This window comes from Streptomyces sp. PA03-3a, from assembly GCF_033792735.1.
Classification (GTDB): domain Bacteria; phylum Actinomycetota; class Actinomycetes; order Streptomycetales; family Streptomycetaceae; genus Actinacidiphila.
Genome location: NZ_JARAVM010000001.1, coordinates 30,567 through 50,663 on the forward strand (window position 1 = coordinate 30,567; position 20,097 = coordinate 50,663).

The following is a 20,097-nucleotide window of genomic DNA, read 5'->3' on the forward strand; positions in this document are numbered from 1 at the left end:
CCGCGCGGTCACGCGCCGTCCCGCTCCGCGAGGCGGACCAGGTGTACCGCCGAGCTGGCCCAGTCTCCGGGCGGCAGGTCGAGCGAGAGCCCGTACCCGCCGAGCACGGTCGCGTGGTGCACGGTCCCCGTGCGCGTGTCGCGATAGCGTGCCCCCGGCGTGAGACCGCCCAGCCGCACCGGCCCCCGCGGGCCGCCGTGCCGCTGGACGCGCTGCCAGGCGAGCACCAGCGCCTCGCTCCCGTCGTGCGCGGCGTACTCCACCACGGTGGGGCCCTCGTCCCCGGGTCCGCGCAGGCGGTGCAGCGCGCCGTGCTGGACGAGGTGCCGTACCCGCTTGTACCCGGCCACCAGCTCGGCGCCTTCGGCCAGTTCCTCCTCGGACCAGCGGGTGAGGTCACCTCCGATGCCCAGCAGCCCGGCCATCGCGACGTGGAAACGGAAGCGCAGCGGCACCGTGCGCCGGGTCAGCTGGTTCGGCACGTCGGTCACCCAGGCGGCCATCGTGCGCGCGGGATAGACCTGGCCGAAGCCGTGCTGGATGGCCACGCGGTCGGCGGCGTCGGTGTTGTCCGAGGGCCACGCCTGGTCGGTGCGGGACAGGATGCCGAGGTCCACCCGCCCCCCGCCGCCGCTGCAGGACTCGATCCGCAAACGCGGGTGGTCGGCGCGGAGCCGGTCGATCACCCCGTAGAGGTTGTGCACGTACCGCGTCCACAGCCGGTCCGCGCCGTCGTCGCGGCCGGGCCAGCCGGCCTCGCTGAAGGCGCGGTTCATGTCCCACTTGAGGAAGTCCACGCCGTTCTTCGCGACGAGCCGGGTGAGCCAGTCGTACGCCCAGTCGGCGACGTCCTGGCGCGCGAAGTTGAGGACCAGCTGGTTGCGCAGCTCGGTGCGGGTGCGGTCCGGCACGTGCAGCACCCAGTCCGGGTGCTCGCGGTACAGGTCGCTGTCGGGGTTGACCATCTCCGGCTCCACCCACAGGCCGAAGCGCATCCCGAGCCGGTGCACCTCGTCGGAGAGGGGGGCGAGCCCGGAGGGGAAGCGGTCGGCGGCCGGTGCCCAGTCACCCAGTCCCGCCCGGTCGTCGCGCCGCGCCCCGAACCATCCGTCGTCGACGACGTACAGCTCCACGCCGAGCGCGGCGGCCCGGGCGGCGAGCGCCGTCTGACCGGGTTCGTCGACGTCGAAGCCGGTGGCCTCCCAGGAGTTGTAGAGCACCGGAGCCGTCTCCCGCGGGTGCGGCAGGACGTGGGCCAGGGCGTGGGCGTGCCAGGCGCGGCTCGCGGCACCGAAGCCACCGTCGGTGCACACGCCGGCGAAGCCCGGTGTGGTGAACTCCTCGCCGGGGGCGAGCGGCACACTCGTCCCGTCGTGCCCGGCGCCCCCGGTGAAGCCGGCCCGGCCGTCCGGGGTCCGCTGCGCGGTGATCCGCCAACTGCCGCTCCAGGCCAGGGCGGCGCTCCACACCCGGCCGTGCGTCTCGGTGGCGTCGCCCGCGTCGAGCATCACCCAGGGGTTGGCGTGGTGGCTGGTGATGCCGCGGCGGCTGGTCAGCACGGTCTCGCCGTACGGCAGCCGGTCCCGGCGCAGTTGGCTCTCCGCGGACCACTGGCCGGTCACATGGCTGAGCCGGTAGTCGGGCAGGGGCGGCAGACTCCACGCCGCGGAGTCGGCCCGGAGCACGGTGAGGCTCCGGTCGCCCGCGTTGCGCAGGACGGTGTGCCGCTCGATGACGTCGCTGTCGTCGTGCACGCGGTACCGCAGGGTGACCTCCAGCGGGTGGAGGCGGTCACGGAACCGCAGCGACAACTCGGCCGCGCCGGGCGCGGGTTCGCGTACGTCGTGTCCCACCGGCTGCCACTCGAAGGCCCGGGTCCCGTCGGCGAAGCGGACCTGGAGTGACGGCGGCCCGAAGCGGGCCCCGCCGTCGACGGGGAGCTCCTCGCCCACCGGGGACCGGCCCTCGAAGCTGCTCGCGTCCGGCCCCGCGGGGACGGCGAGTTCCGCCGCCTCCTCGAGGGTGAGCCGCGGACCCCAGGCGACGTGGCAGGGGGCACCGGTGGCGTCGATGCGCAGCGCGTACGACGTGCGCGGGGTGCTCAGCAGCCAGATCCCGGTGTCCGGGGCATGGGAGATCACGGGCATGGGTCCTCACGTTCGGGTGGTGCCAGGGGACAGGCGGCAGCCAATCCTTACCTTGGATCAGATGTCAACACCCATCCTGGTCCGGTCTTTTCCAGTTGACAGGGCCTCACAGAGGCAACTTACGAGGAACCTTGATTCTTTTATTGACAGCAGAAAAGAACCCACCTAGGTTCCCGGCCATGCGCTCGATCCTGCCGGGGGAGGCGTTCCCGGCCCACACGCCGGCCGCCTCCCAGATCTTCACCACCGTCCTCTGCCACGGTCCGCTCACCCGCACCGAGGTCGCCAAGCGTGCCGGGCTGTCCGCGGCCGCGGTCACCAAGGCGGTCCGGCCGCTGATCGAGGCCGGTTACCTCGTCGAGGACGTGGACGAGGAGGCGCGTCCCTCCCTGGGGCGGCCGGCCAACCCCGTACGGGTGGACGGCGGCCGGGCGCTGTTCATCGGCCTCAAGATCACCGGGGACGAGATCATCGGCGTGCTCACCGACCTGTGCTGCCGGATCCGGACCTCGCGCCACGTACCGCTGGCGGCCCCCGGCCCCCGGCCCGTGCTGGAGTCGGCGGCGGCCCTCGTGCACGAACTGCTCGCGGAGGCCGACGGTTTCGGCGTACCCGTCAGCGGCGTGGGCATCGCGGTCTCCGGCGACGTGGACCGGGCCGGCGGCGTGGTGCGCTACTCGCCGTTCCTCGAGTGGCGCGACATCCCGCTGGCCGAGTTGGCCGGGATGACCACCGGCCTGCCCGTCACCGTCGACAACGACGTCAGGGCGCTCACCGTCGCCGAGCAGTGGTTCGGCGCCGGGGTGGGCCTGTCCGACTTCGCCGTGGTGACGGTCGGCGCCGGCATCGGCTGCGGTCTCGTCGTGCACGGGCGGGTGGTCTCGGGCGCGTACGGGGTGGCCGGTGAGATCGGGCATCTGTCCATCGATCCGGCGGGACCGCTGTGCCACTGCGGCAACCGCGGCTGCGTGGAGGCGATCGCGGCGGACCCCGCCATCGTCCGCGCCGTCCGCGAGGCGACGGGCATCCCCGTGGCCGACGCCGCCGAGGCACTGCGACTGGCCCACGGGGGCGACCCCGGGGCCAGGGAGGTGTACGCGCGGGCCGGTGAGGCGATCGGCCGGGCCATCGGTTCGGTGGCCAACCTCTTCGGCCCCGAGCGAGTGATCATCTCGGGCGAGGGCCTGGTGGCCCACGACCTGTTCGCCGACCAGATCCTCGAGGCGTTCGCCGCCTCCGCCTTCGGCACCGCCGGGCAGTGCGACCTGCGGACCCGGCCGCTGCCCTTCGAGGAGTGGGCGCGCGGGGCCGCGGCCACCGCGATCCAGTCCTTCATCAGATCAGACACGTACTAGGAGTAGCGATGACGCTGCAGAGCCGCACCGTCCTGACCGCGCCTCAGCCCAGCCGCCGCACCGTCGTCGGCGGGCTGTTCGGGCTCGGCGCCGCGGCGCTCGCCGCCCCCCTCCTCACCGCCTGCGGCGGCGGAGCGGCGGCCGACCCCAAGACGGTGACGTTCGGGTCCAACGGGGCCGACGCCACGCCCAAGTCCGCCTACGCGGCCGTGACCAAGGCCTTCGCCAAGGAGAGCGGACTGACGGTCAAGACCAACACCGTCGACCACGACAGCTTCCAGAAGGGCATCTCCAGCTATCTGCAGGGCACCCCGGACGACGTCTTCACCTGGTTCGCCGGCTACCGCATGCAGTACTTCGCCAAGAAGGGGCTCGCCACCCCCCTCGACGACGTGTGGGAGAAGATAGGCGGCGGCTTCAGCGAGGCCACCAAGCAGCTCTCCCGCGGCGAGGACGGCAAGTTCTACTTCGTCCCGCTGTACAACTACCCCTGGGGCGTCTTCTACCGCAAAAGCCTCTTCCAGGAGCGCGGCTACACCGTCCCGCGCACCTGGTCGGAGTTCACCGCGCTGGCCAAGCGGATGAAGAAGGACGGCCTCTCCCCGATCGCCTCCGGCTACGGCGGCGGCGACGCCTGGAGCATCCTGGGCGCCTTCGACTACCTCAACCTGCGGGCCAACGGCTACGAGTTCCACATGTCCCTGATGCGGGGCGAGGTCTCCTGGACCGACAAGCGCGCCGCCACCACCCTCGACCTGTGGCGCGAGATCAGCCCGTACTACCAGCAGGGCGCCGGCGGACGTTCGTGGCAGGACGCGGCCCAGTCCCTGCTGGACAAGAAGTCCGGCATGGCGGTCATCGGCCTCTTCCTCGGCCAGCAGGTCTCCGACGAGGCGCTCCGCGCCGACATCGACTTCTTCCCCTTCCCCGAGATCGACCCGGCCAACGGGCAGGACGCCGTCGAGGCGCCCACGGACGGCTTCATGCTCAGCCGCCGCCCCAAGAACGAGAAGGGCGCCAAGAAGCTGCTGGAGTTCCTCGGCAGCGCCAAGGCGGAGGGCCTCTACATGGGCGTCGACCCCAGCAACGTGGCCGTCCACGCGCAGGCCGACACCGGTTCCTACAACCCGCTGCAGAAGAAGTCCGCGGAACTCATCGCCTCCGCCAAGCACATCACCCAGTTCGCCGACCGCGACAGCGACCCCGGGTTCATCTCCACGGTCGTCCTGCCCGGGCTCACCCAGTGGCTCGGCCACCCGGACGACGGCACCGCCCTGCTCAAGCGCATCGAGTCGCAGCGCTCGCGCTTCTTCACCTCCTGACCGGACCTGGAAGGTTCACCGTGCCCTCCGCGTCCCCCACCGCAGCACCCGTCCCCGGGCCCGAGACCCCCGACACCGGGGCGCCCCGCCGCCGCCCCCGCCGGCTCGGTCCCGGCGACCGGCTCTTCCTGACCGTCGTCATCGGCGTGCCGCTGCTCGCCCTGCTGGTCTTCGTCTGGCTGCCGGCGCTGGCCTCGATGGGCCTGTCCTTCACCAGCTGGGACGGCATCTACCTGTCCGACATCCACTGGGTCGGGCTCGACAACTACCACCAGATCCTCACCAACTACCCGCCGTTCTGGCCGGCGGTGCGGCACAACGTCGTCTGGCTGCTCTTCACCGCGCTGCTGCCCACCCCGTTCGGGATCTTCCTCGCCTACCAGCTCGACCGGAAGCTCCGCTTCACCCGGGTCTACCAGACCGCGATCTTCCTGCCGATGGTGCTCTCCCTGGCCGTCGTCGGCCTCATCTGGGAGATCATCTACAACCCCGACACGGGCCTGCTGGACGGCATCCTGGGCGCGGTGGCCCCGGGCCACCACATCGACTGGCTGGGCGACCCCGACCTCAACCTGTGGGCCGTCCTGGTCGCCTCGGCCTGGCGGCACACCGGCTACATCATGATCCTCTATCTGGCCGGGCTGAAGGGCTTCGACCCGGCCCTGAAGGAGGCCGCCGCCCTCGACGGCGCCAACGGCCGCCAGACCTTCCTGAAGGTGGTCTTCCCCGCCCTCAAGCCGGTCAACGTCATCATCCTGGTCGTCACCGTCATGGAGTCCCTGCGGGCCTTCGACGTCGTCTACGTGCTCGGCGGCGGCGTCGGCAGCAAGCCCGGCATGGAACTGCTGTCCCTGCTGATCACCGACAACATCATCGGGGAGTCCAGCCACATCGGTTACGGCTCCGCCCTCGCGGTCGTCCTGCTCCTGGTCTCCCTCGCCGCCATCGGGACCTTCCTCGTCCAGAACTTCCGCAAGGAGGACCGGTGACCACGACCGCCCCCGCGCCCGTCACCCCGTCCCACCCCCGCGACGAGCCGCCGCGCGCCGCCGCCTCCAGGCCTCCGCGGCAGACCGGCCGGCACCTGATGCTCGCCACGATCGCGCTGCTCTGGCTGCTGCCGCTGCTGTGGGCCGTCTACACCTCGCTGCGCCCCTACGCGGACACCAGCAAGCACGGCTACCTGTCGTGGCCGCGCGGCATCAGCCTGCAGAACTACACCGACGCCTGGAACCAGTCGGGCATGCCGCACTTCTTCTGGAACTCGGTCCTCATCACCGTCCCGTCCGTCCTGGGCACCCTGCTGTTCTCCGCGGCCGTCGCCTTCTTCGTCTCCCGCTTCGACTTCCGCTGGAACATCGCGCTGCTGATGCTCTTCACCGCGGGCAACCTGCTGCCCGCGCAGGTGCTCATCACCCCGCTCTACCGGCTCTACCTGCTGGTCCCGCTGCCGGCGTGGATGAGCGACTCGCTGCTCCTGTACAACTCGACGTGGGGCATCATCGCCATCCACATCGCCTACCAGTGCGGCTTCTGCACCTTCGTGCTGAGCAACTACATGAAGACGATCCCGGGGGAGATCTCCGAGGCGGCCCTCGTGGACGGCGCTCAGGTGTGGCGGCAGTTCTTCCAGATCATCCTGCCGCTGTGCCGGCCGGCCTTCGCCGCGCTGGCCACCCTGGAGTCCATCTGGATCTACAACGACTTCTTCTGGCCGCTCGCCCTCATCGAGACGGGTGACAAGCGCCCCATCACCTCCGCCCTGGCCAACCTGCAGGGCCAGTACTTCACCAACCCCAACCTCATCGCCGCCGGCGCGCTGATGACCGCCGTTCCCACCCTGCTCGTGTACTTCGCGCTCCAGCGGCAGTTCATCAGCGGCCTGACCATCGGCTCGGGCAAGGGCTGACGCCCGGGCCCGGAACACCCCCGCACCGCACCCGCCGTACCCCCACCCCCAGGAGGCCCGACCCATGCGGTCACCCTCGCGCTCCACCCTGCCCTCGACCGCCGCCAGGACCCTGCTCGTCCTGGCCCTCACCGCCGGAGTGTCGGCGGCCGTCCCCGCGGCCGGGGCGACCGGCCCGGACACCGCGCCCAGCGCGCCCGCGGCCACCGCGCACCAGGCCGCCGCCAAGCCCTACATGGGCTGGTCGAGCTGGAGCATGCAGTCCTCGAAGTACCCCGGACTCAACCCCACCGGCGACTACAGCTACCTGACGGAGGCGAACGTCCTCAAGCAGGCCGACGCCATGGCCGCCAAGCTGAAGAAGTACGGCTACGACTACGTCAACCTGGACGCGGGCTGGTGGCGCGACCAGTCCTGGAAGCCCGAGTTCGACGCGTACGGTCGGCAGACCCCCGACCCCGAGCGCTTCCCGCGCGGCATGAAGGCGGTCGCCGACCACGTCCACGCCAAGGGCCTGAAGGCCGGTATCTACCTGCCCGTCGGCCTGGAGAAGGAGGGCTACGGCGACGGCAAGGTGCCGATCTGGAACACCACCGACTGCACCACCGCCGACATCGTCTACGACGACCTGCGCACCACCAACGGCTGGGACAGCTCCTACAAGATCGACTTCTCGAACCCCTGCGCGCAGAAGTACGTCGACTCCCAGGCGCGGATGATCGCCGACTGGGGCTACGACTTCCTGAAGATCGACGGCGTCGGTCCCGGCTCCTTCAAGAGCGGCGACAACTACGACAACCGCGCCGACATCGCCGCCTGGCAGAAGGCCATCGCCGCCACCGGCCGTCCCATCCACCTCGAACTGTCCTGGTCGCTGGACATCGGCCACGTCGCCGACTGGAAGAAGTACTCCAACGGCTGGCGCATCGACACCGACGTCGAGTGCTACTGCGACACCCTCGTGTCCTGGGAGAACTCGGTCGACGACCGCTTCGACGACGCCGCGGCCTGGAGCCGGCACGGCGGCCCCGGCGGCTGGAACGACCTGGACTCCCTCGACGTGGGCAACGGCGAGATGGACGGCCTGACCAAGGCCGAGCGACAGACCTACATGACGCTGTGGGCCATCGCCAAGTCCCCCCTGTACACCGGTGACGACCTCACCCGCCTCGACGACTACGGGCTCTCCCTGCTGACCAACCGCGAGGTCATCGCCCTCAACCAGTCGAGCACCCCGCCGGCCCGCCCCGTGACCCCCGCCGACGACCGGCAGGTCTGGGCCGCGAAGAACGCCGACGGCAGCTACACCGTCGCCCTGTTCAACCTCGGTGACACCCCCGCCGCCGTGACCGCCGACTGGACCTCGCTCGGCTTCTCCGGCCGGGCCGCCGTCCGTGACGTGTGGAGCCACGAAGACCTCGGCTCGTATCGGGACGAGATCACCAAGTCCCTCCCGGCGCACGGCTCGCGCCTGTTCACCGTCACCCCGCACGGACCCGCCCAGCGCACCACCGGCTACGAGGCGGAGGCCGCCGGCAACACCCTGTCCGGCAACGCCTCCCTCGCCGACTGCTCCGCCTGCTCCGGCGGCCGCAAGGCCGGCAACCTCTATCTCGGGGGTTCGCTCACCTTCAACGACGTCGTGGTCAAGAAGCCCGGCACCTACCTGGTCAAGGTCGCCTACGTGAGCGGTGACGTCCGCACCGTCCACGTCTCCGCCAACGGCAACGCCGCCACGGGCCACCGGTTCCCCGCCACGGGCGACTGGGGCACCGTCGAGACGGTCAGCCTCCCCGTCACGCTCAAGGCGGGTGCCAACACCATCACCTTCGACAGCGGCACCGGGTACGCCCCGGACATCGACCGGATCGACGTGCCCAAGCTGTCCTGACACCCCGTGGGGCCCGGCACGCGCCGGGCCCCACGGCGGCCGGAAGGCAGGTCGGGCCGGCAGACACGGACGGGGGAGCGCGTATCTCCCGACCCACGATCACCCTAGGGCCCCTCGGGGGGCAACCGCCCGCTCATCGCGGATGTCCGCCGGTTCCGGCCACGAACCCCGCGGGAACGGCCGCCACCCTTCGCTCACCCCTTCAGCCGGGCCCCGCGTGCCTCACACGCGGGCGGCGGAGCGCAGGTCGTGGTCGAAGGCGCGGATGTCCTCCGTCGTGAGGGTCGCACGGGTGCGGGCGACGGCCTGCAGATAGTCCTCGGTGCGGTGCGTCAGGTCCGCACTGCTGCGGGGGTCCGTCGCCAGGTGCCGCTCGAAGGCGGTCTGCGCGGCGGCCTGGGCCGCGTACTCGATGTCCGCGGGCGTGAAGCGGTCGCTGGCCTCGACCAGGGCGTCCAGGTCGATGTCCGCCACCCGGTCCGGCCCGATGTAGCGGATCCAGATGGCCCTTCGGGCCGAGGGGTCCGGCGGACCGACCGGGATCAGGAAGTCGAAGCGGCCGGGCCGCAGGAAGGCCGGGTCCAGCGACCGCACCGCGTTGGTCGCGCAGATCAGCAGCCGGCGCTCGCCGCGCCGGAACTGCGGGATGAGCTTGAGCAGCTCGTTGGTCACCCGGTGGGCCAGGGTGGAGGGGTCCTGCCGCTCGGAGGCGATCTCCTCCGCCTCGTCGAAGAAGAGCACCACCTGCTCCAGGTGCTCGACCCGGGCGAAGAGGCGCCGCAGCCCGTCCGCCACGCCGTGCGCGTCCTCGGCCAGCTGGTACGGGAGCACCTCGATGAACGGCCACGCCAGCCGGGAGGCCACGGCCTTGGCGAACGTCGTCTTGCCCGTACCCGGCGGACCGAAGAGGACCACGGCACGCGGCGGCACGAGGTGGTAGCGCTCCGCGACCCCCGGGTTCTCCAGGGGAAGCACCAGCCGCCGCTCGATGAGCGTCTTCTCCGCGGTCATGCCCGCGATGCGGTCCCACAGCCCCTCCTCGGGGACCGCGCCACCGAGCTGGTCGAGCAGGGTGTCCTGCGCGGAGTCGGCCGACAGCAGCTTCTCGAAGTAGCCGAGCCCGGGGCGGAAGGAGTACCCGGAGTTCCGGAACGCCTGCTCACCGACCTCGCCCTCGGGTAGCAGCGCCCCGATCCGGCGCATCCCGGCCTGGCTGAGGCTGCCCTCGAGGGCGGCCAGCAGCGCTGAGCCCATCCCGTGGTGGCGCCACTGCCGGGCGATGGCCAGCCGCAGCACCCAGGCGCGCTCCTGGGCCGTCGAGGACACCGCCGCCCCCACGACCCGGTCACCGACCATCGCCACCACGGCGGGCGCTCCCGCGCGCAGCGCGCCGACCACCTCCGCGAGGGTCACGGCGGGATCCTCGGTCGTGTCGCGCGACTCCTCCCAGATCCGCACGACCTGGTCGAGGTCGCCTTCCTCCAGATCACGAACCCGCCAAGGCGTCATGGCGCTCACCTCTCGACCATTCTGGCCCAGCCGGCGCCGGAACGCTCAGCCGGCGGGGTGGCTGACGTGCTCGTCCGCGTGCGCGGGCGGGGCGTCGGCCTGGCGGAGTTCCGCGAGCAGCTCGGTCTGGCCGGCGAGGAGTTCGGTGAGGATGCGGCGGGCCGCGCGCAGGAGTTCGGCGACGTCACCGCCGGCGAGCGCGTAGCTGACGGTGGAGCCCTCGCGAATCGACACCACGATGCCGGACCGGCGCAGCACCGCCAGCTGCTGGGACAGGTTTGACGGCTCGATCTCGATCTCGTTCAGCAGGTCCCGCACCGGCACCGGGCCGTTCTGGAGCAGCTCCAGGACCCTGATCCGCACGGGGTGCCCGAGCATGCGGAAGAACTCGGCCTTGGCCTGGTACAGGGGTACCTGCATCGTCTGATCGCTCCTGCCCGGATTCCGACGGCCCTTCCCGCACCCGCCGGCGGCGGCTCCCGCTGCCACCGGCGCGACGCTGCGTCCAATCCTTCCCTCTCCGGGGCCCGTGCACCGCCGTGCTTGTGCGGATCAGGATGTGCCGAATTGAAGGAATCTTCAATTCCCGGGCGCACGGAGCCCCGAGGAAGGACCGGCGGCTACAGCTCGAGGTCGGCCTCGATGCGCCTGAGGCGGTGCCGGGCCATCGCCAGATTGGCGTTGCGCCGGTCGAGCACCAGGTAGAGGAACAGACCGTTGCCGTCACGGCTCTTGAGCAGCCGGATCAGGTGGTACTGCGTGCCCATCGTGATCAGGACGTCCTCGATCTCCTCCTTGAGGCCCAGTTCCTTCATCGTCCGGGCCTTGGCGCGGATCACGTCGGTGTTGCCGGCGGCCGCGACGGTCAGGTCGAGGTCCTTGCCGCCACCGATCGTGCCCAGCGCCATGCCGCTCGTGTAGTCGACCAGGGCAGCACCCACGCTGCCCTCGATCGACGTCATGGTCTCCTTGAGGGAGGTCTCCACATTCGCCATCGGCGTTCGCTCCTTGCCGTCGCTCTCCGGCGTCCGCGCGTCCGCGCGCCGCCGCCCCGGTTGGTGACGGTGAAGCTACTGAAAGTGACGCCACCGGTGGGGGAATCGCCGATGCCGGCGAGCGGCCCGGCGGCCCCCGGTAGGATGCGCGGCCCCCTTCGGTCAGCCTTCCCCGCCGGCGAGTTCGCCGAGGACGGACCGGGCGATCGAGGCCATCCGCTCGTGGGTGCCCCGGTAGTGCCGCAGCTCCATCAGCGCGATCGACAGCGCCCAGCCGCGACCGCGCGCCCAGGTCGCGTCGTCGGTGCCCAGCGCCGCGCGGAACGCACCGCGGGCCGCGGCGGGCAGCACGTACCACGCGGCGATCGTGTCCACGGCGGGGTCGCCGAGGCCGGTGCAGCCGAAGTCGATGACCGCGCACAGGCGACCGTCCGCCACCAGGAGGTTGCCCGGTTGCAGGTCCGCGTGCACCCACACCGGCGGCCCCTGGGGTTCCGGAGCCGCCAGTGCGGCCTCCCACACCGCGTCGGCCGCCGCCGCGTCCACCTCCGTGCGCAGTACGTCGATCGCGGAGCGCGTCGCGCGATCGCGGGCCGCGAGGGGCTCGCCGCGGTACGCGGGCGGTACGCGGGCGGTACGCGGGCGGTACGCGGGCGGGGCGCCGGCGGGGCCGACACGCTGCAGGGCGGCGACGGACGCCGCCAAGTCGCCCGCGAGCGCGGCGGGTCCGGCGAGACGGCCCACGACCGGGTTCTCGCCCGCCGGCCAGCCGTACACCGACCACGGCCAGGGGTAGCCGTCGACGGGAGCCCCCCTGCCCAGGGGCGTGGGGACGGAGGCGGGGAGCCCCGGCGCGAGCCGCGGCAGCCAGCGGTGCTCCTTGTCGACGTCGTCGGCGGCACCCGCGGTCCTGGGCAGCCGCACGACCATGTCCGTTCCCAGCCGGTACATGTCGTTGGGAGGTGCCGGCCGACCCGGTGGGGGTGAGCGGGAGGTCCGCCCAGTGCGGGAACTGCGCCTGCAGCAGTCGGCGTACCAGGGCCGTGCCGTCGCCGGCCCCGTCGCCGTCAGGGGTGCGTGGGGGCATGCCCGCCTTCCGACGTGGTTGTGCCGGATCACGATGAGCGCACAGGGGATCTGCGCGGCAACGCATTTTCCGCGTGCCCGGAGCCCCGGCCGCGGGGTTGCCGGGGCCATGGGCTTGGATGTGCGCGTGACCGTCCACGATGTTGCCCCGCTCCTGCCCTCCATCGCCGAACTGCGCGACCACTGCCGCGCCCTGGCGATGCTCGACGCGATCCTCAGCCCCGAGTGGGAGATGCGCTACCACTCCTTCGACGCCGCGTGGGACACCGGCGAGGAGATGGCCTCCCTGCGCAACGGCTCGGGCGACGAATACACGATCGTGTTCTCCGCCGCCGGGGCCTTCGTCCGCGGCTTCGACCACGAGTCGCCCATGAGCCCCTACGGTCCGGGGGGATCCAAGCCCTGGCCGGGCGTGGTCGACGAGGTACCCGAGGTGTTCCGGCCGTACGTCGAGGAGCCGGCCTTCTGCGACGAGGACGGCGTGCCGGTCGCGACCGTCTGCCTGTGGCGCGGCGCCGGGGACGACGCGTGGCGGCACGGCCCGGTCGACCTGCCGGCCGACCGCGAGGACCCCGACGGCGCGTCGTACCTGTTCGAGCTGCTGACCGACCGTTCCCCCGAGGCGTTCCGCGCGTTCGCCAAGGACTACTACGAGGTGCCGGTCGACCTCGACGCGGTCCGCCATATCAAGGCGCTGCGCCCGCTCACCCCGGAGGTCGTCGCGACGCTGAACGCGGACGTGACGATCGAGGGGCTGGCCGAGGACGTCGCGGGCATCGGCTATCCGCAGGGCGGCGCCTGACGATCGGTCACGAACGTGCGGGGGCCGCGGTGCGCCGCGCGACGTCCCGCAGCGCGTCGAGCAGCCCCCGCACCGGGGGCTGCCGCAGCGACGCCTCCCGCACGGCCGTGTGGACCGCCCGTACGGGCTCCGGGCCGCGCACCTTGCGTACGACGACCCCGGGATGGTGGCGCGCCAGGGCGGACCGCGGCAGCAGGCTCACCCCGAGGCCGGCGGCCACGTGGCCCTGGGCGGTGGCGCTGTTCGTCACCGGCACCGGCGGTATCGCGATGACGCTCCGATCCTCGGTGGCGGTCCTCGTCCTCGGCGTCCTGTGCCCGGGCGTCACCTTCCACCCGACGGTGCGCGTCATCGCCGACGAGGGACCGACCGACGCGGCCACCGTCGGCTACCTCCTTCCCGTCGTGTCCGTGGGGCTCGGCGCGCTCGTCCTCGACGAACCGGTGGGCGGACGGGTGGTGGCCGGGATGCTCGTCGTCCTCGCCGGGGTCGGGCTCACGCGGGCCCGCGGCCTTCGGCTACCGCGTCGGCGGAGGCATGTCGACGGCCCGGGCGAGCACGCCGACGAGCTCGGGGGCGTGTTCGGGCAGCCGCACGGCGGCCCAGTGGGCGGCGGCACCGAGGAACCCTGCCAGGTCCCGCTCGGCGCCGGCGACCCCGCGGCGCAGCACGTCGACGGCGACCTCGAACGCCGGGCTGTCGGCCCGCCCGGCGTCGACGGTCAACCGGACGACGTCGCCGTGCCGTTCGGCGAGCGGTGAGGGGCCGTGGCCGAGCCACGCGTGGCCGCTGCCGTCGAGGAGGTCGAACCATGCCTCCCGCCATTCCTCCAGGCCGCTGCAGCAGCCGGGCAGCAACGCCGCCCCGCGGGCGGTGTCGGTGACCCGCAGTCCGCCCGGCGCCTGGACGTCCTCCGCGTCGAGCAGCGCCCGCACGAAGTGCCCGACGGGATCCACGGACCGGGTGGGCGCGGCCTCGTCGTCCGCCTGCCACCGGTTGTACGCGGCGACGGTCATCACGGCCGTGCCGACCCCGGCCGCCGACAGGGCGGCGTGGAGCGGCATGAAGGTGAACGGCTTCCACTCCGCCACCGGCCAGAGGGCGAAGCCGTCCGCTCCTTCGATCTCCAGCACGGGCTGCACGACGATCACCGCCCGAGTCTGCACCGGGGCACGGCGCGGCCACCTCCCGTTTTTCGCGGGTCGTGTGCGCGGGGAAACGAAGCGGCGGGCTGCTGTCCGGAGTGGGTTGCCCCCAGTACCCCGGGTTCGGGGAGGGCCATTCGGTACCCGGTGCTCGTGACGCGGTTCCCGGCGGCGGCCGGCCCTCCGGGGGAGGGGGTTCACACCGGGGACGTCACTTCGCGGGGGCGAAGACCCGCTGCGCGGCGACGGCCGCGCCGCCGCGCGCCCACTCCTCGAAGGGCAGCGGACGCACGACGAGGTCGCAGTCGGCGGCGGCGCCGAAGGCGTGGTCGGCGAAGGTCTGCCGGATCTGGTCGGCGAACAGGTCGTAGGAGGCCGCGCCCTCGCCGGAGATGATGATGCGCTCCGGGCCGATGAGGTTGGCCACCGAGGCCATCGCCAGGCCCATCACATGCCCGGCGCGGGAGAAGACCGCGCGGACGGCGGCGTTGTCGGCGTGGGCCAGCCGCACCGCCTCCTCCATCGTGAGCGCGGGGTCGCCGGTGGCCTGCCGGGCCTGCTCGGTGATGGCGTGCGTGGAGGCGACGGTCTCCACGCACCCGGTGTTGCCGCAGGTGCAGGTGCGCTCGGTGCCGCCCACCGGAAGGTGCCCCACCTCGCCGGACACCCCGTGGGCCCCGGACACCACCCGGCCGCCGATGGACAGCCCGCAGCCGATGCCCGCGCCGACCGTGACCAGGGCGAACGAGGACAGCCCCACCCCGGCGCCGAACCACTGCTCGGCGACGGTCAGCGCGCGCACGTCGTTCTCGATCACGGTCGGTATCCCGGACGCCGACTCCACCAGTTGCGCGAGCGGCACCCGGCGCCAGTCGAGGAACGGCGAGTACTGCACGGTGCCGGTCTGCCCGTCCACGTCCCCGGAGATCGTCACGCCGACGCTGTGGACGCCGCCGTCCTGCTCCGCCCCCGCGGCGGTGCGCAGTCGCCCGACGAGCCGGGCGATCGCCAGCACCACGGTCCCGACGTCGCGGGAGTCCAGCGCGGCGCGCAGGGAGGCCAGCGGCCGGGCGGTCAGATCGGTGAGCACGCCGATGAGTTCGTCGCCGGTCACCTTCACGCCGACGAACCGCGCGCGGTCGGCACGTACGGCCATCGGCGTCGCGGGGCGGCCGCTGGACCGCTCGCCGGCCGGTCTGCCGAGTTCGGTGATCCAGCCGTCGGCCAGCAGGGGAGTGGCGGCCTTGGTCACCGCGCCCGCCGACAGCCCCGTACGCCGCCCGATCTCGGCCCGGGTGAGGGAGCCGTGCACGAGCAGCGTCTGGAAGACCAGGACGGCGGCGGGGGGCTGGTCGGCGAGGCTCATGCCCGCGACCATACCTTTCCAACGGAAAGCAAGGAAGGGGCTCACTCATCCCATCTTTCGCGCGGGGTGAGGGGTTCAGAGGCGTGTTTTGCGCCTGCAGGCCGCAGTCCCGCGCAGTAGACATCCGATTTTTGCCGCCGAATATGTTGACGCTGGAAGGAAAGCCTGGCTACATTCGCCGCACTCCTCGCCCGGAGCGGACGAAGTCCCCCCGCCGAGGAGCGTGACCGGAGCCTCCCCCGGTCGCGGCACGCCCGCCCTCGGTGGTGTTCCGGGACGACCGCCACCGGGGGACCCCCTTGCCTCCCGTACCCCCTGCCCCCTCGAAGCGGACGCCGTCGCGCCGGGATGGAGTGCCCCCATGGCCCGTTCAGCTGTACTCGCACGTCTCAGATGGCCAATGACACGCAGCCGCGGCGGCACGCGCAGGGCCGCCGTGCCCGCGCTCGTCGCGACCGCGCTCGCCACGGCCCTCGCCGTACCCGCCGCGGCGTCGCCCGCCGCACCCGCGTCCTCCGCACCCGCCTCGACCGCGTCGCGGGCCGGGGCCGCCGTCTCCGAGGCCGCCCCCGTGGTCGGCGCCAAGCCCTACATGGGCTGGAGCAGCTGGAGCCTGGAGTCCACCAACTTCCCCGGCTACGGCGGCTCCTGGCTCACCGAGCCGCACGTGCTGCAGCAGGCCGACATCCTCGCGTCCAAGCTGAAGCGGCACGGCTACGAGTACGTCAACATCGACGCCGGCTGGAACGTCGGCAGCGAGACGAACAAGAGCCTGTCCGACGAGTACGGCCGGCCCGTCGCCGACCCCGTCAAGTTCCCGCACGGCATGAAGTGGCTCGGCGACCGACTGCACGCCAAGGGCCTGAAGTTCGGGCTCTACCTGGCGGTCGGCCTGTACATCGACACGTACAACGACGGCAGGACGCCGATCCACGGCGCGCCGGGGTGCACGACCAAGGACATCGTCTACCCGGACCTGCGCAAGACCAGCGGCTGGGACAACGTCTCCTACCAACTGAACTTCTCCAGCCCGTGCACCGAGAAGTACATCCAGTCCGTGGCCGACCAACTGGCGGGCTGGGGAGTGGACTTCCTGAAGATCGACGGAGTCGGCCCCGGCTCCAACCAGGGTGACGCGGCACACGACAACGTCCCCGACATCAAGACCTGGCACGCCGCGCTGGAGAGGACCGGCCGGCCCATCCAGTTCGTCCTGTCCTGGTCACTCAGCCACGACAAGGCGGACGTCTGGAAGGAGAACTCCAACGGCTGGCGCGTGGACACCGACGTCGAGTGCTACTGCGACACCCTGGTGACCTGGAACAACTCGGTCAAGCAGCGGTGGAACGACGTCGTCCCCTGGATCGACGACGCCGGGCCCGGGCACTGGAACAACCTCGACTCCCTCGACGTCGGCGCGGGCCCGCTCGACGGCCTCAACGAGGTCGAGCGGCAGAGCTACATGACGCTGTGGGCCATCGAGAGCGCCCCGCTCTACATCGGCGACGACCTCACCAAGCTCGACGCGTACGGCCTGTCTCTGCTCACCAACGACGAGGTCATCGCCGTCGACCAGGCCGGCAACCCCGCCAGGCCGCTCAGCCAGGACACCCCGCAGCAGGTCTGGTACGCCCGCAACGCCGACGGAACGTACACGGTGGCCCTGTTCAACCTCGGCAAGGGCTACTCCGACGTGACCGCCGACTGGAGCGAACTGGGCATCAGCGGCAAGCCCGCCGTCCGCGACCTGTGGAGCCGCAAGAACCTCGGCACGGTCGCCGACGGCTTCACCGACAACCTGCCGCCGCACGGCTCCCGGCTGCTGCGCGTGACCCCGGCGAAGACGACCGGGAAGCCCGGGGTCCCCCTCGGTGTGCGTGCCACCGCCTCCACGCCCGGCAGCGTCTCGCTCGCCTGGGACGCGGTGAACACCGGCACCGCGACCACCGGTTACGAGGTGTACGCCGACGGAGCCAAGGTCGCCACGGTGGACGGCACCTCCGCCACCGTCACCGGCCTGCACGCCGCGACCGGCTACACGTTCACCGTCGTCGCCCACGACGCCAGGGGCCGTACGTCCGCACCGGGCAACGCCGTCTCCCTGACCACCCCCGCCGCCGACGGGCCCACAGCCTACGAGGCCGAGGCGTCCGGGAACCCCCGCACCGGCAACGCGAGCATCGGCGAATGCTCCCGCTGCTCCGGCGGCAAGAAGGTCGGCAACCTGGGCGTCGACGCCTCCGTGACGATCAAGGACGTGACGGCGCCGAAGGACGGCACCTACCTGATGACGGTGGACTTCACCGACGGTTCCTCGGGCCGCACGGCCGTGGTCACCGTCAACGGCACCGCCTTCCAGCTGCCGCTGCACGGCGGCAACGACAACGACTGGGGCCGCCCGCGGTCGGTCACGGTGCCCGTCCACCTCAAGGCCGGGACCAACACGATCGCCTTCGGCAACCCGTCCGACTACGTGTCCGACGTCGACCGGATCACCGTCTGACCGACGGCCGGCCCGGCAGCGGGCCGCCGTCCCACCCGTCCGACCCGACGCACACGAGAAGGAGAGTGCCGTGGTGGTCACATCGCAGGGCAACCACACGGCGCCGGCGGCACCACCGTCCGGCGCGGCCGGTACGGGGGCCACCACGGCCTCTTCCGCCCCGAGGACCCGCGGACCCCTCAAGGTCCGCGGCAACACCGGCGGCCGCCGGACGCGGCGCGTGACCGCGACCCGGTCCGCGGCGGCCCGGCGGCGGGACCTGCCGGTCGCGCTGCTGCTGATCCTGCCCGCCGTGGTCGGGTTCGCGATCTTCTACGCCTACCCGACCCTGCGCGGCATCTACCTGGGCTTCACCGAGTTCCACGTCCTCACCCCGCCGCGCTGGGTGGGACTGGCCAACTTCCGCGAGATGGCCGGTGACGGGGTCTTCTGGCACTCCCTCCTCGTCACCCTCTGGTTCGTGGCCCTCTCCGTCGTCTTCGGCACGCTGATCTCCCTGGTGACCGCGGTGGTGCTGCACCGCGTCACCGACTCCTCGCTGCTGCGCGGCGTGATGCTGCTGCCGTTCCTGATCTCCAACGTGATCGCCGCGCTGGTGTGGCAGTGGATGCTCGACCCGCACCTCGGGGTCGTCAACATCGTGCTCGACCACCTGATCGGCCACCCGGTGCTCTTCCTCGGCAGCGGCCCCTGGGCGATCCCCTCGCTCGCCGCGATCAGCGTCTGGAAGTGGATGGGCTACTACTCCCTGCTGATCTTCGCCGGGCTGCAGACCATCCCGTCCACGATCTACGAGGCCGGCCGGGTGGACGGCGCGAGCGAGTTCCAGATGTTCCGCCGCCTCACCGTGCCGCTGCTGCGGCCGATCCTCGTGATGGTGGTCGTCCTGACGGTGATCAACGCCTTCCAGGTCTTCGACATCGTCGCCGTCACCACCAGGGGCGGCCCCGCCAACGCCTCGAACGTGCTGCAGATGTACATCTACGACAAGGCCTTCCGCCAGTTCGACTTCGGCTACGCGGCGACGATGTCGCTGGCCCTGTTCGCCCTGCTCATCACGGTCACCTTCACCCAGCTCCGGCTCGCGCGGGCCGACGAATCCGACCTGAACTGAAGGAGGCCCCCGATGACGCTTCCCCTCGCTCCCCGCACGACGAGCGTGCGGCGCACCCGCTCCCGCACCCGCAAGGCGACCCCCGGCCGGATCGCGGCCTGGGCCTACCTCGGCCTCGTCTCGCTGATCACGCTCTTCCCCTTCTACTGGATCGTGCGCACCGCGCTGTCCAACAACTACCGGCTCGCCACCGACCCCTCCTCGCCGCTGCCCGTCGGCTTCACCTTCGGCGCCTTCAAACGGGCGCTGGGCCTGGCCTCCACCGCCGAGGCCCAGGCCCAGGGCGGCTCGGGCGCGTCCCCCGACATCGCGCTCTACCTGCGCAACTCGGTGATCTACGCATCGGTGCAGACCCTGCTCATCGTGCTGTTCTCCGCCTGCGCGGCCTACGCCTTCTCACGACTGCACTGGCGCGGCCGCAACCTGGTGTTCGGCGTCCTCATCAGCGCGCTGATGGTGCCGAGCGTCTTCACGCTGCTGCCCAACTTCGTCTTCATCAAGGACCTCGGCCTCACCAACACCTTCGCCGGCCTCATCCTGCCCGGCGGGCTCTTCCAGGCGTTCACGGTGTTCTTCCTGCGCCAGTTCATGCTCGGCCTGAGCAGCGAGATCGAGGAGGCCGCGATCATCGACGGCGCGGGACCGCTGCGGATCCTGTACCGCATCATCCTGCCGATGTCGGCGGCGCCGATCGCCACCGTGTCGCTGCTGATGTTCGTCAACGCCTGGAACGACTACATGTGGCCGCTGCTGGTCACCAACGACGCCGGGGTGCAGCCGCTGACGCTCGCGCTCGGCGTGTTCAAGCAGTCCTCGCCGCAGGCCGCGCCCGACTGGGCGGGGCTGATGGCCGCCGCCCTCATCGCGGCGCTGCCGATGCTGCTGCTCTTCCTCGCCTTCGGCAAGCGGATTGTCAACTCCATCGGCTTCTCCGGGCTCAAGTGACCGCGCAC

The 20,097-nt window shown here is 71.8% G+C and carries 16 protein-coding genes and 2 pseudogenes; 10 read left to right on the forward strand and 8 right to left on the reverse strand.

Translation table 11 applies throughout. The features are described from left to right. Nucleotides 1-8 precede the first annotated feature (8 nt). Nucleotides 9-2,147: an alpha-galactosidase gene (locus tag PV342_RS00120; RefSeq protein WP_500315508.1), complete on the reverse strand. Its 2,139-nt coding sequence runs from the start codon at nucleotides 2,145-2,147 to the stop codon at nucleotides 9-11. A gap of 179 nt (nucleotides 2,148-2,326) precedes the next feature. Here PV342_RS00120 and PV342_RS00125 point away from each other — a divergent pair, with 179 nt between their 5' ends. The 5 genes from PV342_RS00125 (at nucleotide 2,327) to PV342_RS00145 (ending at nucleotide 8,624) form a co-directional block, all read left to right on the forward strand. Beyond that, the gene (locus PV342_RS00125; RefSeq protein WP_500315509.1) at nucleotides 2,327-3,502 is read left to right on the forward strand and encodes an ROK family transcriptional regulator; all 1,176 of its coding nucleotides are present in this window, start codon (nucleotides 2,327-2,329) and stop codon (nucleotides 3,500-3,502) included. An 8-nt stretch (nucleotides 3,503-3,510) separates the two neighbouring features. After that, nucleotides 3,511-4,824 (forward strand): ABC transporter substrate-binding protein, encoded by a 1,314-nt coding sequence (locus PV342_RS00130; protein WP_400797404.1) that lies wholly within the window; start codon nucleotides 3,511-3,513, stop codon nucleotides 4,822-4,824. 20 nt (nucleotides 4,825-4,844) lie between these two features. Beyond that, the gene (locus PV342_RS00135) at nucleotides 4,845-5,813 is read left to right on the forward strand and encodes a carbohydrate ABC transporter permease (RefSeq protein ID WP_400797401.1); all 969 of its coding nucleotides are present in this window, start codon (nucleotides 4,845-4,847) and stop codon (nucleotides 5,811-5,813) included. After that, nucleotides 5,810-6,733 (forward strand): carbohydrate ABC transporter permease, encoded by a 924-nt coding sequence (locus tag PV342_RS00140; protein ID WP_392609896.1) that lies wholly within the window; start codon nucleotides 5,810-5,812, stop codon nucleotides 6,731-6,733. Before PV342_RS00135 ends, PV342_RS00140 begins: the two co-directional genes overlap by 4 nt. Nucleotides 6,734-6,797: 64 nt before the next feature. Further along, nucleotides 6,798-8,624: an alpha-galactosidase D gene (locus PV342_RS00145; RefSeq protein ID WP_500315510.1), complete on the forward strand. Its 1,827-nt coding sequence runs from the start codon at nucleotides 6,798-6,800 to the stop codon at nucleotides 8,622-8,624. A 222-nt stretch (nucleotides 8,625-8,846) separates the two neighbouring features. Here PV342_RS00145 and PV342_RS00150 read toward each other — a convergent pair whose 3' ends face one another. The 4 genes and pseudogenes from PV342_RS00150 to PV342_RS00165 all read right to left on the reverse strand — a co-directional run bounded on the left by PV342_RS00150 (nucleotide 8,847) and on the right by PV342_RS00165 (nucleotide 12,215). Then, a complete protein-coding gene (locus PV342_RS00150) occupies nucleotides 8,847-10,133 on the reverse strand; it encodes an ATP-binding protein (RefSeq protein ID WP_386993986.1) in 1,287 nt (428 codons plus the stop codon). 45 nt (nucleotides 10,134-10,178) lie between these two features. Beyond that, the gene (locus tag PV342_RS00155; protein ID WP_018563681.1) at nucleotides 10,179-10,553 is read right to left on the reverse strand and encodes an ArsR/SmtB family transcription factor; all 375 of its coding nucleotides are present in this window, start codon (nucleotides 10,551-10,553) and stop codon (nucleotides 10,179-10,181) included. Nucleotides 10,554-10,753: 200 nt separating this feature from the next. Further along, nucleotides 10,754-11,128 carry a roadblock/LC7 domain-containing protein gene (locus PV342_RS00160; RefSeq protein ID WP_018563682.1) on the reverse strand — a complete coding sequence of 125 codons (375 nt, stop codon included), beginning with the start codon at nucleotides 11,126-11,128 and terminating at the stop codon, nucleotides 10,754-10,756. Between the two features lie 162 nt (nucleotides 11,129-11,290). After that, nucleotides 11,291-12,215 (reverse strand): annotated as a pseudogene (locus tag PV342_RS00165) (aminoglycoside phosphotransferase family protein). Nucleotides 12,216-12,323: 108 nt separating this feature from the next. Here PV342_RS00165 and PV342_RS00170 point away from each other — a divergent pair. Next, nucleotides 12,324-13,016: a hypothetical protein gene (locus PV342_RS00170; RefSeq protein ID WP_500315511.1), complete on the forward strand. Its 693-nt coding sequence runs from the start codon at nucleotides 12,324-12,326 to the stop codon at nucleotides 13,014-13,016. Nucleotides 13,017-13,023: 7 nt separating this feature from the next. Here the strand turns inward: PV342_RS00170 and PV342_RS00175 are convergent, their stop codons facing one another. Then, nucleotides 13,024-13,368 carry a LysR substrate-binding domain-containing protein gene (locus PV342_RS00175; RefSeq protein ID WP_500315512.1) on the reverse strand — a complete coding sequence of 115 codons (345 nt, stop codon included), beginning with the start codon at nucleotides 13,366-13,368 and terminating at the stop codon, nucleotides 13,024-13,026. Here PV342_RS00175 and PV342_RS00180 point away from each other — a divergent pair. Beyond that, nucleotides 13,304-13,519, forward strand: a pseudogene (locus PV342_RS00180) (EamA family transporter); the annotation flags it as partial. The gene PV342_RS00175 and the pseudogene PV342_RS00180 sit on opposite strands and share 65 nt — an antisense overlap. Before the next feature lie 15 nt (nucleotides 13,520-13,534). Here the strand turns inward: PV342_RS00180 and PV342_RS00185 are convergent. Both PV342_RS00185 and PV342_RS00190 read right to left on the reverse strand, forming a co-directional pair. Next, nucleotides 13,535-14,167 carry a hypothetical protein gene (locus tag PV342_RS00185; protein WP_500315513.1) on the reverse strand — a complete coding sequence of 211 codons (633 nt, stop codon included), beginning with the start codon at nucleotides 14,165-14,167 and terminating at the stop codon, nucleotides 13,535-13,537. Nucleotides 14,168-14,372: 205 nt separating this feature from the next. Continuing rightward, nucleotides 14,373-15,527: an ROK family protein gene (locus PV342_RS00190; RefSeq protein ID WP_500315514.1), complete on the reverse strand. Its 1,155-nt coding sequence runs from the start codon at nucleotides 15,525-15,527 to the stop codon at nucleotides 14,373-14,375. Between the two features lie 400 nt (nucleotides 15,528-15,927). On the opposite strand from PV342_RS00190, the gene PV342_RS00195 reads away from it, so the two are divergent. The 3 genes from PV342_RS00195 (at nucleotide 15,928) to PV342_RS00205 (ending at nucleotide 20,089) form a co-directional block, all read left to right on the forward strand. Continuing rightward, a complete protein-coding gene (locus tag PV342_RS00195) occupies nucleotides 15,928-18,030 on the forward strand; it encodes a fibronectin type III domain-containing protein (RefSeq protein ID WP_400797379.1) in 2,103 nt (700 codons plus the stop codon). Between the two features lie 70 nt (nucleotides 18,031-18,100). Next, nucleotides 18,101-19,144 carry a carbohydrate ABC transporter permease gene (locus tag PV342_RS00200; protein WP_386993979.1) on the forward strand — a complete coding sequence of 348 codons (1,044 nt, stop codon included), beginning with the start codon at nucleotides 18,101-18,103 and terminating at the stop codon, nucleotides 19,142-19,144. A 12-nt stretch (nucleotides 19,145-19,156) separates the two neighbouring features. After that, complete coding sequence (locus PV342_RS00205; RefSeq protein WP_500315515.1) at nucleotides 19,157-20,089, forward strand: carbohydrate ABC transporter permease; 933 nt, start codon at nucleotides 19,157-19,159, stop codon at nucleotides 20,087-20,089. Nucleotides 20,090-20,097: the final 8 nt, after the last annotated feature.

What these genes read in the sequence shown, in the direction of transcription:
- PV342_RS00120 (WP_500315508.1), bottom strand. Translation starts at nt 2,147, where the DNA reads ATGCCCGTGATCTCCCATGCCCCGGACACCGGGATCTGGCTGCTGAGC.
- PV342_RS00125 (WP_500315509.1), top strand. Translation starts at nt 2,327, where the DNA reads ATGCGCTCGATCCTGCCGGGGGAGGCGTTCCCGGCCCACACGCCGGCC.
- PV342_RS00130 (WP_400797404.1), top strand. Translation starts at nt 3,511, where the DNA reads ATGACGCTGCAGAGCCGCACCGTCCTGACCGCGCCTCAGCCCAGCCGC.
- PV342_RS00145 (WP_500315510.1), top strand. Translation starts at nt 6,798, where the DNA reads ATGCGGTCACCCTCGCGCTCCACCCTGCCCTCGACCGCCGCCAGGACC.
- PV342_RS00150 (WP_386993986.1), bottom strand. Translation starts at nt 10,133, where the DNA reads ATGACGCCTTGGCGGGTTCGTGATCTGGAGGAAGGCGACCTCGACCAG.
- PV342_RS00155 (WP_018563681.1), bottom strand. Translation starts at nt 10,553, where the DNA reads ATGCAGGTACCCCTGTACCAGGCCAAGGCCGAGTTCTTCCGCATGCTC.
- PV342_RS00160 (WP_018563682.1), bottom strand. Translation starts at nt 11,128, where the DNA reads ATGGCGAATGTGGAGACCTCCCTCAAGGAGACCATGACGTCGATCGAG.
- PV342_RS00170 (WP_500315511.1), top strand. Translation starts at nt 12,324, where the DNA reads ATGGGCTTGGATGTGCGCGTGACCGTCCACGATGTTGCCCCGCTCCTG.
- PV342_RS00175 (WP_500315512.1), bottom strand. Translation starts at nt 13,368, where the DNA reads ATGACGCGCACCGTCGGGTGGAAGGTGACGCCCGGGCACAGGACGCCG.
- PV342_RS00190 (WP_500315514.1), bottom strand. Translation starts at nt 15,527, where the DNA reads ATGAGCCTCGCCGACCAGCCCCCCGCCGCCGTCCTGGTCTTCCAGACG.
- PV342_RS00195 (WP_400797379.1), top strand. Translation starts at nt 15,928, where the DNA reads ATGACACGCAGCCGCGGCGGCACGCGCAGGGCCGCCGTGCCCGCGCTC.
- PV342_RS00205 (WP_500315515.1), top strand. Translation starts at nt 19,157, where the DNA reads ATGACGCTTCCCCTCGCTCCCCGCACGACGAGCGTGCGGCGCACCCGC.